The sequence below is a fragment of the Shimia sediminis genome (assembly GCF_003990645.1).
Taxonomy (GTDB): domain Bacteria; phylum Pseudomonadota; class Alphaproteobacteria; order Rhodobacterales; family Rhodobacteraceae; genus Shimia; species Shimia sediminis.
The window spans coordinates 35923-50489 of the sequence record NZ_RYZK01000013.1; the positions used below are offsets into that span (position 1 = coordinate 35923).

The 14567-nt window shown below is 61.8% G+C and carries 13 protein-coding genes, 2 tRNA genes and 1 pseudogene; 10 read left to right on the forward strand and 6 right to left on the reverse strand.

Going from position 1 to position 14567, the window contains the following annotated elements:
• Window positions 1–27: 27 nt before the first annotated feature.
• On the reverse strand, window positions 28–1653 hold the full coding sequence (locus EK369_RS19305) for a long-chain-fatty-acid--CoA ligase (protein ID WP_127115914.1): 1626 nt from the start codon (window positions 1651–1653) through the stop codon (window positions 28–30).
• A 198-nt stretch (window positions 1654–1851) separates the two neighbouring features.
• Between EK369_RS19305 and EK369_RS19310 the strand changes: the two are divergent.
• Window positions 1852–2767, forward strand: a pseudogene (locus EK369_RS19310) (pirin family protein).
• A 90-nt stretch (window positions 2768–2857) separates the two neighbouring features.
• Here the strand turns inward: EK369_RS19310 and EK369_RS19315 are convergent.
• On the reverse strand, window positions 2858–3445 hold the full coding sequence (locus EK369_RS19315; RefSeq protein WP_127115915.1) for a TetR/AcrR family transcriptional regulator: 588 nt from the start codon (window positions 3443–3445) through the stop codon (window positions 2858–2860).
• A 96-nt stretch (window positions 3446–3541) separates the two neighbouring features.
• On the opposite strand from EK369_RS19315, the gene EK369_RS19320 reads away from it, so the two are divergent.
• The 8 genes from EK369_RS19320 (at window position 3542) to EK369_RS19355 (ending at window position 9281) form a co-directional block, all read left to right on the forward strand.
• Window positions 3542–3784: a hypothetical protein gene (locus EK369_RS19320; RefSeq protein WP_127115916.1), complete on the forward strand. Its 243-nt coding sequence runs from the start codon at window positions 3542–3544 to the stop codon at window positions 3782–3784.
• Window positions 3785–3902: 118 nt separating this feature from the next.
• On the forward strand, window positions 3903–5189 hold the full coding sequence (locus EK369_RS19325; protein WP_127115917.1) for a homoserine dehydrogenase: 1287 nt from the start codon (window positions 3903–3905) through the stop codon (window positions 5187–5189).
• Between the two features lie 72 nt (window positions 5190–5261).
• Window positions 5262–6224, forward strand: a complete 963-nt coding sequence (gene glpX, locus EK369_RS19330; RefSeq protein WP_127115918.1) for a class II fructose-bisphosphatase — start codon at window positions 5262–5264, stop codon at window positions 6222–6224.
• Window positions 6225–6227: 3 nt separating this feature from the next.
• Window positions 6228–6791 (forward strand): cysteine hydrolase family protein, encoded by a 564-nt coding sequence (locus tag EK369_RS19335; protein ID WP_127115919.1) that lies wholly within the window; start codon window positions 6228–6230, stop codon window positions 6789–6791.
• Entirely contained in the window at window positions 6788–8530 is a 1743-nt protein-coding gene (gene recJ, locus EK369_RS19340) for a single-stranded-DNA-specific exonuclease RecJ (protein WP_127115920.1), read from the forward strand. The genes EK369_RS19335 and recJ overlap by 4 nt, the downstream gene beginning before the upstream one ends.
• 92 nt (window positions 8531–8622) lie before the next feature.
• Window positions 8623–8991 carry a hypothetical protein gene (locus EK369_RS19345; RefSeq protein WP_127115921.1) on the forward strand — a complete coding sequence of 123 codons (369 nt, stop codon included), beginning with the start codon at window positions 8623–8625 and terminating at the stop codon, window positions 8989–8991.
• A gap of 90 nt (window positions 8992–9081) precedes the next feature.
• Window positions 9082–9156 (forward strand) — tRNA-Glu (locus EK369_RS19350).
• 50 nt (window positions 9157–9206) lie between these two features.
• Window positions 9207–9281 (forward strand) — tRNA-Glu (locus tag EK369_RS19355).
• A 281-nt stretch (window positions 9282–9562) separates the two neighbouring features.
• Here EK369_RS19355 and EK369_RS19360 read toward each other — a convergent pair.
• Genes EK369_RS19360 through EK369_RS19375 form a run of 4 tightly spaced genes read right to left on the reverse strand, consistent with a single transcriptional unit; the run spans window position 9563 to window position 13496 of the window.
• Complete coding sequence (locus EK369_RS19360; protein ID WP_127115922.1) at window positions 9563–10819, reverse strand: glycerate kinase type-2 family protein; 1257 nt, start codon at window positions 10817–10819, stop codon at window positions 9563–9565.
• Entirely contained in the window at window positions 10819–11130 is a 312-nt protein-coding gene (locus tag EK369_RS19365; RefSeq protein ID WP_127115923.1) for a Dabb family protein, read from the reverse strand. Before EK369_RS19365 ends, EK369_RS19360 begins: the two co-directional genes overlap by 1 nt.
• Window positions 11131–11916 (reverse strand): enoyl-CoA hydratase/isomerase family protein, encoded by a 786-nt coding sequence (locus EK369_RS19370; RefSeq protein WP_127115924.1) that lies wholly within the window; start codon window positions 11914–11916, stop codon window positions 11131–11133.
• On the reverse strand, window positions 11916–13496 hold the full coding sequence (locus EK369_RS19375; protein ID WP_127115925.1) for an acyl CoA:acetate/3-ketoacid CoA transferase: 1581 nt from the start codon (window positions 13494–13496) through the stop codon (window positions 11916–11918). Before EK369_RS19375 ends, EK369_RS19370 begins: the two co-directional genes overlap by 1 nt.
• A gap of 145 nt (window positions 13497–13641) precedes the next feature.
• On the opposite strand from EK369_RS19375, the gene EK369_RS19380 reads away from it, so the two are divergent.
• Window positions 13642–14460: an aldo/keto reductase gene (locus EK369_RS19380; protein ID WP_127115926.1), complete on the forward strand. Its 819-nt coding sequence runs from the start codon at window positions 13642–13644 to the stop codon at window positions 14458–14460.
• Window positions 14461–14567: the final 107 nt, after the last annotated feature.

Below are 14567 nucleotides of genomic sequence, written 5' to 3' on the forward strand. Positions count from 1 at the left end.
GGAGTGTCTGTCAATCTTTTTGAGACCTCACCCGGAGGCAGGCAACACGTGATCCATGTACTTTTTGCGCAGGGTCAGTTTGGACACCTTGCCCGTGGCGGTCAGCGGCAATTCATCTTCGAACACCACGTCGTCGGGCAATTGCCACTTGGCAAAATGTTCTTCCAGGAGCGCCATCAGCTCGGACACCTCGGGTTTGCCCTCGGGGGAGGGCACCACGATCAGAAGCGGGCGTTCGTCCCACTTGGGATGCGGCACGGCGATCACGGCGCAATTGGCCACCCTGGGGTGGGCCATCACGGTGTTTTCCAGATCGAGCGAGCTGATCCATTCACCGCCCGATTTGATCAGGTCCTTGGCGCGGTCGGTGATGGTGAGATAGCCGTCACCATCAATGGTGGCGACATCGCCGGTGCCAAACCAGCCCTCGGCGTCAAAGGCTGTGGCATTGGCCTCGTCATTCTTGAAATAGCCCGAGGTGATGGCATTGCCGCGCACATAAAGCTCGCCCGCGGCCTCGCCATCGTGGGGCAGCCGGGTGCCGTCTTCGTCCACGATCTTGAGGTCCACGCCGAAAATGCGCCGTCCCTGTTTGCTCTTGATCTCGATCTTCTTATCCATCGAGACATCCGCGAGGTGAGCCGGGAGATTGCCCTGGGTGCCCACGGGGCTCATCTCGGTCATGCCCCAGGCGTGGCAGACGTTGACGCCGCGCTCTTCAAAGTCGCGGATCATGCTGGCCGGTGCGGCAGAGCCGCCGACCACCATGTCGCCAAAGCCAGTAGGCAAGCGCCCCTGATTGGCAATCTCGCCCTGCAGGCCCAGCCAGACCGTGGGCACGCCCCAGGCCGAGAAGACCTCTTCATTATCCATCAGCCTGAAAATGCTTTCGCCGTCCAATGCCCCGCCGGGGAAGATCAGCGAGGCCCCTGTCAGGGGCGCGGCATAGGGCAGACCCCAGGCGTTGACATGGAACAACGGCACCACGGGCAGGATTTTCTTGCCTGGCTGCAAGGCAGAGGGCAGCGACAGCCCGACCATCATCGCGTGCAGAACCGTCGAGCGATGGGTGTAGAGCGTGCCCTTGGGATTGCCGGTGGTGCCCGAGGTGTAGCACAGCCCCACGGCGGTCTCTTCCGGGAGTTCCGGCCAGTCGTAGGACTCGGGGTGACCGTCGAGCAGCTCTTCGTAGCACAGGTAGTCGCCGTCGGGCATATGGGCGCGGTCGGTCATGACGACCACTTTCAACCCCTTGGGCCAGTGATCGCGCAAGGCGGCAACAATCGGAACAAAAGTGAGGTCCACAAACAGCATCGTGTCCTCGGCATGGGTCACGATATAGGTCATCTGCTCGGCCGAGAGGCGCGGGTTGATGGTGTGGCACACAGAGCCGATACCCGCGATGGCATAATAAAGCTCAAAATGGCGGTAGCCGTTCCAGGCCAGCGTGGCGATGCGGTCCCCCGGATTGGCGCCCTGAGCCTTGAGACCATGCGCCAGCTGCGCCACGCGGCGGGCACTGTCGGCATAGGTATAGCGGTGCAGATCGCCCTCGGTTCGTACCGAGACGATTTCCCCCGTGGGGTGTGTGTCTGCAGCAAATGTCAGAATATCCGCCACATTCAACGGACGCATCATCATAGACCCCAGCATATCTGGCCCTCCCAAGCCGTGATGTTTCTTTGTTAACAAAGACTAGGGCAGACGCCGCGACACGCAACGGAAATTTTTCAGACTTCCGCTGCGTCGCGGGATGTGGGCGGGTGCACAGGCACCGTTCAGCGGCGAACAGTGTGGTGGATTGCCGGGGGGCGCCTGCCGCCCTAAGTGCTATAGGAAAGGAGACACATCATGTCGATCAGACCTGTTCTCGAAACCCGCAAGGCCCAACCCACCATGGAGGGCGCAGGCGTGCACCTGCACCGCGCCTTTGGGTTTCGCGATCCCGATGAGCTGGACCCGTTCCTGATGATGGACCATTTCCGCAATGATGATCCGGCCAAGTATCAGGCTGGCTTTCCATGGCACCCGCATCGCGGCATTGAGACCATCACCTATGTCTTGTCCGGAGCGGTGGAGCATCAGGATTCGCTGGGCAATACCGGTAATCTTGGCGCAGGCGATGTGCAATGGATGACTGCCGGGTCAGGCATTCTGCATCAGGAGATGCCCAGCCCGGATGCGCAGGGCGTCAACCACGGCTTTCAGCTATGGGCCAACCTGCCGCGTGACCTGAAGATGACCGATCCGCGCTATCAGGATGTGACCGCGGGAGACATTCCCGAGATCATTGACGATGACGGCACGCGGGTGCGCATCGTGATCGGGTCATTCTGGGGCAAGACCGGTCCTGTCGACGGCATTGCGGCAGACCCGATGTTCCTGGACATCACGGTGCCTGCGGGGGTGAAAAAGACCTTTCCGGTCGACACCTACCGGCGGGCCTTTGCCTATGTGTTTGAAGGTGCAGGTGCCTTTGCCGATGCCAGCCAGCCAGCCGACCGGCGTGTTGCTGGAAAAGGAAGTTGCCGGGGAAGAGGTGAATATCCGCGACATGTCCGGTGACCGCACGCTGGTGCGGTTCGGGACCGGCGATGAGGTCACGGTGCAGGCCGGCGAACAGGGCCTGCGGTTTCTGTTGATCTCGGGCCAGCCTATTCAGGAGCCCGTAGCCTGGCACGGGCCGATTGTGATGAACACGCAGGCCGAGCTGCGGCAGGCCTTTGCCGACCTCAGGAACGGGACGTTCATCAAACCGGCGCATTGAGCTGAAAGCATGTGGAGGGGCGCTGCCCCTCTGCCCCAAGGGGCATTCACCCCGGGATATTTTCGGCCAAAAGAAGCAAGGACGTTGGCGTCAGGCTGCCACTGTCTTGCGCACCATGTCCCAGTAGACCTGTTCGACTTGGTCGAGCGACAGGCGGCCGCCCTCGCGGAACCAGGTGTTGACGCCGGTCAGCATGGCGATCACGGCCAGGGTGGCGATCTTGGTGTCCGGCACGGCAAAGCTGCCCTCGGCCTGGCCGTCCTGCAAGATGCCTTCGAGGGTATCTTCGTACTGGCGGCGCAGGCCTTCGATCACCGCGAAGTTCCCGGGCGTCAGGTTGCGCAGCTCCATGTAGGCGATGAACACCTCGTCGGGGCGCGCCGAGTGAAAGCGGATGTGGAAGCGGGTAAAGGCCTCGAGACGTTCCATGGCGCTGCCGCTGGCGGGCTGATCCGCGCGGGCCTCCATCAGGTCGCGCATGTGGGTTTGCATCAGGTCGAACAACAGGCTTTGCTTGTCCGGGGTGTAGTTGTAGAGCGCCCCGGCCTGCACGCCGACCTCTTTGGCGATCTGGCGCATCGAGACGGCGGCAAAGCCGTGGCGCGCGAACAACGTCAGCGCCGCGCTGCGCACGCGCGGGCCAGTGATGTCGGAATGGGAGCCGGTGGTTCTTGCCATGGGGAGAGGTTAACTGAACAGGCGTTCTTATAAAACCCCCGCTTGCCGTTTTCACAGGCTTGGGGCAAAAAGGGGCAGTTCTGCTGGATCGCCCTTATGAAGCTTGCCCCGATTGCCCTGATCTGCCTGTTGATTGCCGCCTGCACCCCGTTTCCCGAGGTGGATGAGGCGGCGCGCGCGGATGTCTCGACGGCCAAGTTTCCCAAGGTGGTGCCGATGGAAGACATCATCGACCCGCCAGAGGCGCGGCTGGATGAAAACAGCGAGGCGCATCTGGAGGGGCGGATTTCCGGCCTGAAACGGCGCGCAAAGACGCTGGAAGCCCTGACACTGGAATAATACGTCCCATGAGGCCCGGCATTGGCGGTTTGTGACAGGCCAATGTTCAAGCCACGTTGCACAGTCAGGTGTTAGTCGGTACATGGCAGGTGAATCTGCAACTCATGAGGAAGTGACGATGACCAGCCCCTTGCGTCTTGGCATTGCCGGATTGGGCACCGTTGGTGTCGGTGTCGTAAAAATTGTGCGTCAAAAGGCAAACCTTTTGGCCATGCGCACAGGACGCCCGGTTGTCATCACCGCCGTCTCGGCCCGCTCGCGCGACAAGGATCGCGGCGTGAACCTGTCGGATTACGCCTGGGAGGACGATCCCGTCGCCCTGGCCAGGCGCAATGACGTGGACGTGTTTGTCGAGCTGATGGGGGGCGACGAAGGCCCCGCCAAGGACTCGGTCGAAGCGGCGATTGCGGCTGGCAAGGACGTGGTCACAGCCAACAAGGCGCTGTTGGCGCACCATGGGCAGGCATTGGCCGAAGCCGCCGAAGCCAAGGGCGCTGTCCTGCGCTTTGAGGCGGCTGTCGCGGGTGGCATCCCGGTCATCAAGTCCCTGACCGAGGGTCTGGCCGGAAACGAAATCACCCGCGTCATGGGCGTGATGAACGGCACCTGCAACTATATCCTGACCCGGATGCAGGACGCTGGCCTGCCCTATGAAGAGGTTTTTGCCGAAGCCGATGCACTGGGCTATCTCGAAGCTGACCCCAATCTTGACGTGGGCGGCATTGATGCAGGCCACAAGCTGTCGCTGTTGTCCGCGATTGCCTTTGGCACGCAGGTTGATTTTGACGGGGTTGAGCTGGAAGGCATTCAGCGCATCTCGATCGAAGACATCCACCAGGCCGAAGACCTTGGCTACAAGATCAAGCTTCTGGGCGTTGCGCAGATGACCGGTCGTGGCCTTGAACAGCGCATGAGCCCCTGCCTTGTGCCCGCAGACAGCCCGCTTGGCCAGCTCAAGGGCGGCACCAACATGGTGGTGATCGAAGGCGACGCCGTGGAACAGGTGGTTCTGCGCGGTCCCGGTGCGGGCGAAGGCCCCACCGCCAGCGCCGTCATGGGCGACGTTCTGGACATTGCCCGTGGCCTGCGGATTTCGACCTTTGGCGTGCCCGCCGCGGAGCTTGTCACCGCCAAGGCAGCGCAATCGAATTCGCCCGCGCCTTACTACCTGCACCTCACGCTCGAGGACAAACCCGGCGCGCTGGCCAAGATTGCCGCCGTGCTGGGTGACAATGGCATCAGCATCGACCGTATGCGCCAGACCCGCCACACCGACACCAACGCGCCTGTGTTGATCGTGACCCATAAAATCCAGCGTGCCGCGCTGGACTCGGCCGTCGCCGCCATGCGCGAGACCGGGGTGATGGTGAACGATCCCGTGGCCCTGCGCATCGAATCCGTCTGAACAGGTTCTTGTGCAGAGCCGCGCGCGCGACTAAACCAGATTTCAACCAACTATTCTTCTGAGGACCTCTCAATGTCTCCCAAAGCCGAATTTCATGATCGTATGCTGTCTCTGGGCCTTGCCCGCGTGGCAGAGCAGGCCGCACTGGCCTCGGCCCATTGGGTTGGCCGTGGCGACGAGAAGGCCGCCGACCAGGCCGCCGTCAATGCCATGCGCGAACAGTTGAACCTTTTGGAGATTGCGGGCGTCGTGGTGATCGGCGAAGGCGAACGGGACGAAGCACCGATGCTTTACATCGGTGAAGAGGTCGGCACCGGCGAAGGCCCGGGCGTTGACATCGCGCTGGACCCGCTGGAAGGCACCACGCTGACCGCCAAGGACATGCCCAACGCCCTGACCGTGATTGCCATGGGCCCGCGCGGCTCGATGCTGCACGCACCGGACGTCTACATGGACAAGCTGGCGGTTGGTCCCGGCTATCCGACCGATGTTGTCTCGCTCGACATGTCGCCGAAAGAACGGGTTGAGGCGCTGGCCGCGGCCAAAGGTTGCAAGACCGAAGACATCACCGTCTGCATCCTCGAACGTCCCCGCCACGCCGACATAATCGCCGAAGTGCGCGCCACGGGTGCCTCGATCCGGCTGATCACCGATGGTGACGTCGCGGGCGTCATGCACTGCGCCGAGGCCGACGTGACCGGTATCGACATGTACATGGGTCAGGGTGGCGCGCCTGAGGGTGTGCTGGCAGCCTCGGCCCTGAAATGCATGGGCGGTCAGATCTGGGGTCGCCTGTTGTTCCGCAACGACGATGAACGTGGCCGCGCCGCCAAGGCGGGCATCACCGACCTCAACCGCATCTATGCGCGTGACGAGATGGTGACACAGGACGTGATCTTTGCCGCCACCGGCGTCACCAGCGGGTCGCTGGTTGAAGGCATCAAGACCGAACCCGGCTGGGCCACCACCGAAACCCTGCTGATGCGTTCGAAATCCGGCTCGGTGCGGCGCATGACCTACCGCACCCCGGTCTGAGTTTTGACGCGCGCGCTGATCCTGATTGATATCCAGGAGGGGATGGATAGCCCCCTCTGGGGCGCGCGTAACAACCCGGATGCAGAAAACAACGCGGCCCGCCTGTTGGCCGCGTTTCGTGTTTCTGGCGCGCCGCTGGTGCATATCCAGCACTTTTCAACTCGGTCGACCAGCCCCCTGCACCCGGATCAGGGTGGCAATGCGATCAAGGGCATCGTGGCCCCGCGCGAGGGTGAGACGGTGTTTGGCAAAGGCACCAACTCGGCCTTTATCGGCACGCCACTGGAGGCGCATCTGCGCGATCTTGGCGTCACGGGGGTGGTGATTGCCGGTCTCTCTACGCCGCAGTGTATCTCGACCTCGGTGCGCATGGCGGCGAACCTTGGCTTTGACACATGGCTTGCCCATGATGCCTGTGCGGCGTTCGAGACCCATGCAGCCTATGGCTGGAACCCGGACGCCCCCCGGATGACCGCGCAACACATCCACGACAGCGAGGTTTCGATCCTGCATGGCGAATTCTGTCAGGCCATGACCACAGACGCGATACTTGGGGCGCTGGCATGAGTGATTTTCTCGGTGTCACAACCTCGATCACAGGGCGCCGCTGGCTGGGTCCCTCGATCGAGATCAACCGCGCGGCAGACTTGCTGGCGCAGGAGACCACCCTGCCCCCGGCGCTGTGTCAGGTGCTGGCGCGCCGGGGTGTCAGCCCGCAGGATGCCGCGTCGTTTCTGGAGCCGAAGCTGGCCGACTTGCTGCCTGATCCGCGCAGCATTCGCGACATGGAAAAAGCCGCCACGCGGTTTCTGAAAGCCGTGCACACGCGAGAAAAGATCGCAGTCTTTGCCGATTATGACGTTGATGGCGGCAGCTCTGCCGCGCTGCTGATCACATGGCTGCGCGCCATGGGACTGGAGGCGACGCTGTATGTTCCGGACCGCATCGACGAAGGCTATGGCCCGAACGACGCGGCAATGGCGTCGCTCGCCGCCCAGCATGACCTTATCATCTGTGTTGATTGCGGCACGCTGAGCCACGGGCCGATTGCCGCCGCCAAGGGCGCAGATGTGATCGTGCTGGATCACCACCTTGGTGGGGAAACTCTTCCCGATGCGCTGGCCGTGGTGAACCCAAACCGTCAGGACGAAACGGGTGAGCTGGCGCATCTCTGCGCTGCTTCGGTGGTGTTCCTGATGCTGGTCGAGGCCAATCGGCAGATGCGCGAAGAGGGTGCCAAGGGGCCGGACCTCATGGCGCTGCTGGATCTCGTGGCGCTGGCGACGGTCGCCGATGTTGCCCCGCTGATCGGCGTCAACCGCGCGCTGGTGCGACAGGGGCTGCGGGTGATGGCGCGCCGTGAACGTCCCGGCATTGTCGCGCTGGCCGATGTTGCGCGCATGGATTCTACGCCCAACAGTTACCACCTTGGGTTTCTGCTTGGGCCCCGTGTCAACGCCGGTGGGCGCATCGGCAAGGCCGACCTTGGCGCGCGTCTGTTGAGCACCGACAATCCACACGAAGCCTCGGCGATGGCGGAACGGCTGGATCAGCTGAACACCGAACGCCGCGATGTCGAAGCTGCCGTGCGCGCGGCGGCCATGGAGCAGGCCGAAGATCGTGGGTTTGACGCGCCGCTTGTCTGGGCGGCGGGCGAAGGCTGGCACCCCGGCGTCGTCGGCATCGTTGCCAGCCGCCTGAAAGAGGCCACCAACCGTCCGGCCATCGTGATCGGACTGGACGGCGACGAAGGCAAAGGCTCGGGTCGGTCGATCAGCGGCGTTGATCTGGGCGCGTCGATCCAGAGGCTTGCCGCAGAGGGGCTGTTGCTCAAGGGCGGCGGGCACAAGATGGCCGCCGGTCTGACCGTGGCGCGCGACCAGCTGGAACCAGCCATGGCCCGGCTGACGGAATTACTGGCCAAACAGGGTGCGGGCGATGCCGGGCCTGCCGACCTGAAGCTTGATGGCATGCTGATGCCACAGGCCGCGACGCCCGAGCTGATTGCAGACATCGACAAGGCAGGCCCGTTTGGCGCCGGGGCCCCTGCCCCGCGCTTTGCCTTTCCCGAGGTCGAGATCCGCTTTGCCAAGCGGGTTGGCGACAGCCATTTGAAAGTGGCCTTTGGCGACTCGTCAGGCGCGCGCCTCGACGCGATCTCATTTGGTGCCTACGACACAGCCCTGGGCCCACGTCTTGAACAGCACGGCGGCGCACGGTTTCATCTGGCGGGGCGGCTGGAGATCAATTCCTGGGGCGGACGGCAATCGGTGCAGCTGCGCCTTGAGGATGCAGCAGAAGCCTGATCCCGCCTGCGTCCATGGGGCGCTTTGATCTTGTGGCCAAGTTGGCGTCTTGTGGACCGGCGCGCGAAACAACCCCTGACGGGAGAGCCACCGTGACCAAGATCAGATTCGCAGCCAGTTTCGCCATTTTCTTTGGAGGCCTCACACTCCTGACCGGCGGCAGCACGCTGTTTGCCGGATTGGACATGGGGGCGGTTGTGCCCTTTGTGCTGTGGTTCAATTTCCTGGCCGGTTTTGCCTATGTGCTGGCGGGCATCGGCCTGATCCTTGCGCGTCCATGGGCGGTTTGGCTGGCTGCGGGAATCGCCGTGACCACGGCGTTGGTGGCTCTGGGGTTTGCGGTGCATGTTCTGCAGGGCAAACCGTTTGAGGTGCGCACGGTTGGCGCGCTGATCCTGCGTTGCGGAGTTTGGGTCTGGATCACCCTTGTAGCGCGGGGTGCACAGCGGTCTGTGACGTGATCGACCAACTCCCAAAAAAAGCCCAAAACGCCAAATTTCCGCTTGCGCCCGATGGGCGCTTTGCCTAAATACCGCCTCACGCTTCGGCACGGCCCGTTCGTCTATCGGTTAGGACGCCAGGTTTTCAACCTGGAAAGAGGGGTTCGATTCCCCTACGGGCTGCCACCGAAGCATATTCCGAACAATCGGAAACATCAGAACCATTTGGTTCACGTGGCCCGTTCGTCTATCGGTTAGGACGCCAGGTTTTCAACCTGGAAAGAGGGGTTCGATTCCCCTACGGGCTGCCACTTTTCTTGAAAAACAACTGACCGGCCATGGGTCCGCAACGCGTTGTGGACAGGTCAGAGACCTGGCATTTCGGGAAAGACATCCACGGTGCCGGGGCAAGATGCTGCGGCGGAACTGGACTTCTCAGGTCGCGGGTCGACAAGGTGCTGCACGCCCGTATTGTACAAGAAGGCCTGGAACAGAGCCGCGTCAAAAGGTGCTGTTTTCGACTGAAACTCACACACTCCGACGGGCACGCGGCAAGAACACTGCCCTTTGACAAGCGGCAGCGATCTTGCGGTTATCTTACAAGTATCGCCCTGAAATCATTTACATTTGTTCCTGTTGGGCCCGGTGAAAACAAGTCACCGATGCTTGCAAAGGCGCTGTAAGCGTCGTTGTTGTCGAGATCCGCCATGGGATCGCGCCCGGCATCGCGCAAACGCGCGCTGCTCGACGCGTCGACAAAGGCGCCAGCGTTGTCTTCTGAGCCGTCAATGCCATCAGTATCCGCGGCGAGGGCATCCACCCCTGCCACGCCCTCCAGCCCCTGCGCCAGAGACAAGAGAAACTCGGTGTTTCGCCCCCCCCTGCCATGTCCCCGAAGCGTGACGGTTGTTTCGCCTCCGGACAGGATCACAACCGGCTTTTGAAACGGGCGGTCACGCCGGGCCACCTGGCGCGCAATGGCGGCATGAACCTGCGCGACGTCCCGGGCTTCGCCCTCGATGGCATCGGACAGGATCACCGCCGGAACGCCCTGTGTCTCGGCCAACCGGGCGGCGGCATCCAGCGAGATTGAGGCCGATGCGATGACGTGGACCTCGTGTGCGGAAAACTGCGCGTCGTCCGGCACTGGCGCGGTGGCGGCAGGCGTTTGCAGATGCCGGAGAACTTTGGCAGGCAGGTCGATGCGATGGCTTTCTGCCAGTTTCAGCGCCTGACGTCGCGTGACCGGGTCGGGGATGGTCGGCCCCGAGGCCACCTGTGCCGGGTCGTCGCCGGGAACATCCGAGACAACCAGCGACACAACCCGCGCAGGATGAGCGGCAGCGGCCAGTCTGCCGCCCTTGATGCCGCTGACGTGTTTTCTAATCGCGTTCATCACCGAGATCGGGGCACCCGACGCCAGCAGGGCCTGATTCAAGGCCTGTTCATCGCCAAGTTCCAATCCCTTGGGCGGGGACGGCAACAGTGAAGACCCTCCGCCGCAGATCAGCGCCACAACCAGATCGTCCGGCCCGAGGTTTGATACAGCCGCGATCAGCGCCTCGCTGGCGGCCAGCCCCGCGGTGTCGGGCACAGGGTGCGCGGCTTCGAGCACGCGAATGGATGTGCAGGGTGCGCCGTAGCCATAGCGCGTCACCACCACACCCGACAGCGGGCCGTCCCACAGTGTCTCAAAGGCCTGCGCCAACTGTGCCGCGCCCTTGCCCGCCCCGATCACCACCGTCCGCCCCTTGGGCGGCGTTGGAAGATAGGGCTTGAGTGCTATCGCGGGGTCGGCAGCGTCAATCGCCGCCTGAAACAGCGACGTCAGAAAGGCGCGCGGCTGCATTAGAGTTCAATGTCGCACACAAAGACCCCGTCTGCGCCACCCTCGAGCTTGGCCACGATACGCCCGCCAATCTCCTGATGTTTTGGATCGTCGAGATAGACGTCGCGGACCGAAGTATCGCGAAAGTCAAACCAGAACATGTCGTTGAAATCCCGCACCAAGGGCAGTTCGACCGAGACATTCCTGCGGCTCTGAAAGTCCAGAATGCCGCCAATGTGATCGCCAAGCCCGGCAAGATCCTTGTAAAGCGCAGCCTTGTCGGCGTCGGTGACGTCCTTTGCAAAGCGCAAGTGCACGAGATGGCGTAACATTCATGTCTCCTTATTTGAGTTTGACCAGTAGTCCGGTTTTTCCCGCGCCCTGAAAGAGGCAAGCCCGTGATTGAGGTGAGGATGCGCCGCGGCGATCTGGCCTGCCAGGGCTTCCAGAACGCGTTCCCTCTCTTCCCCCTCGGCCGCGTTGATCAGCATTTTCGTAAGCTCCGTCGCCGCCGGACCGCGGTGGCGGAGGGTGCGCGCCAGAGTGCGGGCCGTGTCCAGTCCGGTTCCGGTTTCGGCAACCTTGTCGACCAGCCCCAAGGCAGCGGCATCCTGAGCGCTGAACACATCGCCAAACAGTGCCATGCGGCGTACCAGCTGTGCACCAAAGCGGCGCACCGCACGTTGCGTACCGGACCAGCCCGGAATGATGCCCAATGCGGGTTCTGGCTGACCTATTCGAATATGCGCTTCGGCAATCCTGTAGTCGGCACAGGCAGCGAGTTCCAGGCCGCCGCCAAAGACATCGCCATCCAAGACCGCAATCACCGGCTGTCGCAGGCGCGCAAGGCAATCCAGCGCCAGGTGGCCGTCGCGGATCCAGTGACGCGCAAACTGTTCGGGCGCGTGCGACGCCCAGGCATTAATGTCGCCACCTGCGCAAAAGGCGCGCCCCTCGCCACGCAGGATAACCACATGGGCGTCGGGCGTGCGTTCAATCTCGCGGCACCTGAGTTGAAGTGTATCCAGCATCTCTGCTGTCAGGGCATTCAGACGTTCGGGGCGGTTGATGGTCAGACAAGCAATGCCATCGTCAATGTGCAATAGAAGGTCAGACATCAGCCCCTGGCCAGTTCCAGCCCCATCGGCACCGGCTGAAACAGCGAGATGTCCATCACTTGCAGGTCATCGGCGACCGCGAGCCGAGTGGCGGCCTGATCCAAAACGTCCCGCTGGAGATCAATCCCCGGCGCAATTTCGGTGACGGTCAGCCCCTGTGGCAACAGCCTGATCACGCAGCGTTCGGTCACATAGGTGACGTCCTGCCCCTGACTTTGGGCACGCTTGCCGGAAAAGGAAATCTGGTCAACCTCTTCCACAAACTTCGCGATCTTGCCTTCCTTGTGAATGACAAGCTTGCCATCTTCTATGCTCATCTTGGCACCGGCATTGAAGTTTCCGGAAAAGACGATCTTGCGTGCACGGGTGGTGATATCGACAAATCCCCCCGCCCCTGCCGTCCGGTGCGGGGTGGCTGACAGGCGCGACACGTTGACCGACCCGAACCTGTCGACCTCGAGGAAGGACAGCAGCGAGGCGTCAAACCCCCCGGCCTGGAAATAGCAAAACTGATGCGGTGACGGGACGAATGCCTCGGCATTGGCAGAGCAGCCAAACTTGAAATCCAACAGGGGCACGCCACCCACGGCGCCCTGTTCGATCATCCATGTGACAGAGCCATGCAGACCCTCTTCGACCAGAATGCGCGGCACATTGGCCGAGATGCCAAAGCCGATATTCACCGCCCAGCCATCTTTGAGTTCGGTCGCAACACGGCGGGCAATCACCTTGCCGATGTTGAAATCGACCGCCCGGAAGCTGGAAATTGGCCGGGTAAGCTCGCCAGAGATCGCGGGATCATACTCGGTCGCCGTGGTCTGGAGCTGATCCGGCGCTTCGACGATGGCATCCACCAGAATGCCCGGCACATGCACGTCATGTGGGCGGATGCTGCCAGCTGCGGCAACCCGTTTGGCCTGTGCAATCACCACACCGCCATTGTTGCGGGCCGCGAGGGCCATTTCCATGGCGCCCAGATAGGCACCTTCGTGTTCAAAACTGAGATTGCCTTTTTCATCGGCCGTGGTGGCGCGGATGATGGCCACGTTCGGTGCAAGCGCCTTGAAATAAAGCCACTCTTCCCCCTCGAACTGCATGCGTTTCACGATCGGTTCCGCACGGGCGGCCTCGTTCATGGCGCAGCCTTCGATTTCGGGGTCCACAAAGGTTTCCATTCCAACTTTGGTCAGGACGCCGGGACGTTTGGCCGCTGCTTCACGCAGCATGTCAAAGATAATGCCTGAGGGCACGTTATAGGCCCGCAACTGGTTTGCGGTGACCATTTGCCAGACCAGAGGGGGCTCCTGATTGCTGGGGCCAGAAGGGTATGACCCTCCAATGATGCGCGACAAGAGACCGGGACGCGCGATGTGATCGACACCCTTGGTGCCGAACATATCACCGGCGGCAATGGGGTGGATCGTGGTCAGCTCCTTTGGCGACGCCTCTTCGGTAAACCGCTGGCCGATTCCCTGGAGCACCGCGTCAGGACAGCACAGTCCGCTCGATGAATTCACCGCCACAATGGCCCCGTCGGGGATGAGGTCTGCCGCGTCGCGGGCTGTCATTTGCTTGGTCATGGAATCCCCACGAAGTAACTAACCGGTTATGTAGAATATGCATGGGTCATGCCATAAATCAACCGCAATTCAGTGGTTGTTTGGATTGACCTCAAAAATAGTAACCACTAAGTTACTTAAGTCAGTGAAATCAGGGAGAGCACCGATGAACATCTACTATCAGGGGACCAACCAGCGTACTTTCGGTACATTTCCACTCACCGGTGATGAGCTGCGTGAGTCGATGAGAATCGCCGCCGAAGTGGGATATCGCTCGTTTGACACTGCGCAGATGTACGAAAATGAGGCCGAGACCGGCGACGCGCTGGCCCAGCTCGGGATAGCCCGGGACGATCTGTGTGTCACAACCAAGGTGCACCCGGACAACTTTTCCGAGGCGGCGTTTTTGCCATCGGTCGAAGAAAGCCTGAAGAAGCTCAGGCTGGACTATGTTGATGTGCTGCTGCTGCACTGGCCCCCGATTGGCGGAGACATCGCCCTGTCCCTGCAGCTGCTGGAGAAAGCTCACGCAGCGGGTTTGACCCGCAACATCGGCGTGTCGAACTACACGGCCCAGATGATGCGTGACGCGGTCAAGATCACGGAAGCACCGATTGTCACCAACCAGGTCGAATTTCACCCGCTGCTCAATCAGGACATCCTCTTGCAGGCCGCATCAGAAACCGGCATCCCGCTGTCGTCATACTGTTCCGTGGCACGGGGTGAGGTCTTTAAGCATCCGATTTTTGCAGAGATCGGCAATGGCTATGGCAAGACGGCAGCCCAGGTTGTTCTGCGCTGGATCCTGCAAAAGGGCGTCTCGATCAACACGATGTCGACCAAGCGCGCCAACATACAGGCAAATTTCGACGTTATGGATTTCACCCTGTCCAGCATCGACATGGACCGCATCGATGCCATGACCAAAACAGGCTATAGAATTGTCGGTGAGGACCTGGTGCCCTGGGCACCCAAGTGGGACTGATCTGATCTTGAAACACCTCTGACGGGGCGGCCTGCGGGTCGCCCCATTTCGTTTTGCGAACAAAAAAACGGCGACCCGCAGGCCGCCGAACAGTTGGGGAGGTGTCT

Bases quoted from the DNA above. Each gene is read 5' to 3' on its own strand.
- EK369_RS19320 (WP_127115916.1), top strand. From the start codon at position 3,542: ATGAAGCTTGCCCCGATTGCCCTGATCTGCCTGTTGATTGCCGCCTGC.
- EK369_RS19305 (WP_127115914.1), bottom strand. From the start codon at position 1,653: ATGCTGGGGTCTATGATGATGCGTCCGTTGAATGTGGCGGATATTCTG.
- recJ (WP_127115920.1), top strand. From the start codon at position 6,788: ATGAGTGATTTTCTCGGTGTCACAACCTCGATCACAGGGCGCCGCTGG.
- glpX (WP_127115918.1), top strand. From the start codon at position 5,262: ATGTCTCCCAAAGCCGAATTTCATGATCGTATGCTGTCTCTGGGCCTT.
- EK369_RS19380 (WP_127115926.1), top strand. From the start codon at position 13,642: ATGAACATCTACTATCAGGGGACCAACCAGCGTACTTTCGGTACATTT.
- EK369_RS19365 (WP_127115923.1), bottom strand. From the start codon at position 11,130: ATGTTACGCCATCTCGTGCACTTGCGCTTTGCAAAGGACGTCACCGAC.
- EK369_RS19375 (WP_127115925.1), bottom strand. From the start codon at position 13,496: ATGACCAAGCAAATGACAGCCCGCGACGCGGCAGACCTCATCCCCGAC.
- EK369_RS19370 (WP_127115924.1), bottom strand. From the start codon at position 11,916: ATGTCTGACCTTCTATTGCACATTGACGATGGCATTGCTTGTCTGACC.
- EK369_RS19315 (WP_127115915.1), bottom strand. From the start codon at position 3,445: ATGGCAAGAACCACCGGCTCCCATTCCGACATCACTGGCCCGCGCGTG.
- EK369_RS19325 (WP_127115917.1), top strand. From the start codon at position 3,903: ATGACCAGCCCCTTGCGTCTTGGCATTGCCGGATTGGGCACCGTTGGT.
- EK369_RS19360 (WP_127115922.1), bottom strand. From the start codon at position 10,819: ATGCAGCCGCGCGCCTTTCTGACGTCGCTGTTTCAGGCGGCGATTGAC.